Source organism: Dellaglioa sp. CoH-57-MRSF-18, assembly GCF_056781995.1.
Window position 1 is genome coordinate 1 of sequence record NZ_JBXAXX010000031.1, and the last position, 734, is coordinate 734.

The following is a 734-nucleotide window of genomic DNA, read 5'->3' on the forward strand; positions in this document are numbered from 1 at the left end:
TGCCAAGAGTTCGTTGTGCCACGTCAATGAATTGAGCGGTGGCCGCGTTAGCACTCAACGCCGTAGGTGCCCACTCACGTAGCAAATATTCGCGTAGTACGTGTATTCTGTCACCGAGTTCAGTAGGCAATTCTTCAGAGTACTGAATAACTCGGCTGTTGATCTCATCGTTATCGTGCGGAAGACTCTTCTCTTCTGAAATAGACTTCGATGCGTTGACTTCTTCAGCAAAACTTTGCGTCGGAGAATAGAAAAAACGCGAACGACGCACTGGTGGCGGGTTCGCGCTATCTTCAGATACAGGATCATGACCCTGCATCCGCATCATGGTCTCCACATGCGACATTGCCGTGCCGCCACTTCCGTTAGACGGCTTGGCCAATGTCGTAAGTGATAGAAGGAGGTCATCCGCCTGTTCCATTTCCTCGCGGGTCGCGAGAACAAGCGGGTTAAACGTCATTTAGTCCTCCGAATCTTCGGCTGCTTTCTTTTCACCCTTCTGTTCTACGTACAGGGTTTCTCCCTTACCGCTTTCGGATTGTTTGAAACACCACGCACGCAGGCAGAATGGCTTCGCGATCTTGAATTTCTTGCAGACCTCGATTTTCTGCTCCTTCGTCCCCAGAACCCATGTCTTGAGTTCCATCCACGTCGGCTTCTGAATCGGGTCCATTCCATGCAGCTTCAGTGTAAGTCGCTTGCGGTCGTTGCCGGCTAGTTGGCCAGTCTCCTTC

Annotated in this window: 2 protein-coding genes; both read right to left on the reverse strand. The window is 51.4% G+C overall.

Annotation, left to right across the window (positions count from 1 at the left end):
* The coding region (locus AC1RPG_RS07870; protein WP_481762449.1) for a hypothetical protein at window positions 1-460 on the reverse strand (460 nt) is incomplete at its 3' end.
* A partial coding sequence (locus tag AC1RPG_RS07875) for a hypothetical protein (protein ID WP_481762450.1) occupies window positions 461-734 on the reverse strand: 274 nt, incomplete at its 5' end. It lies immediately after the preceding gene.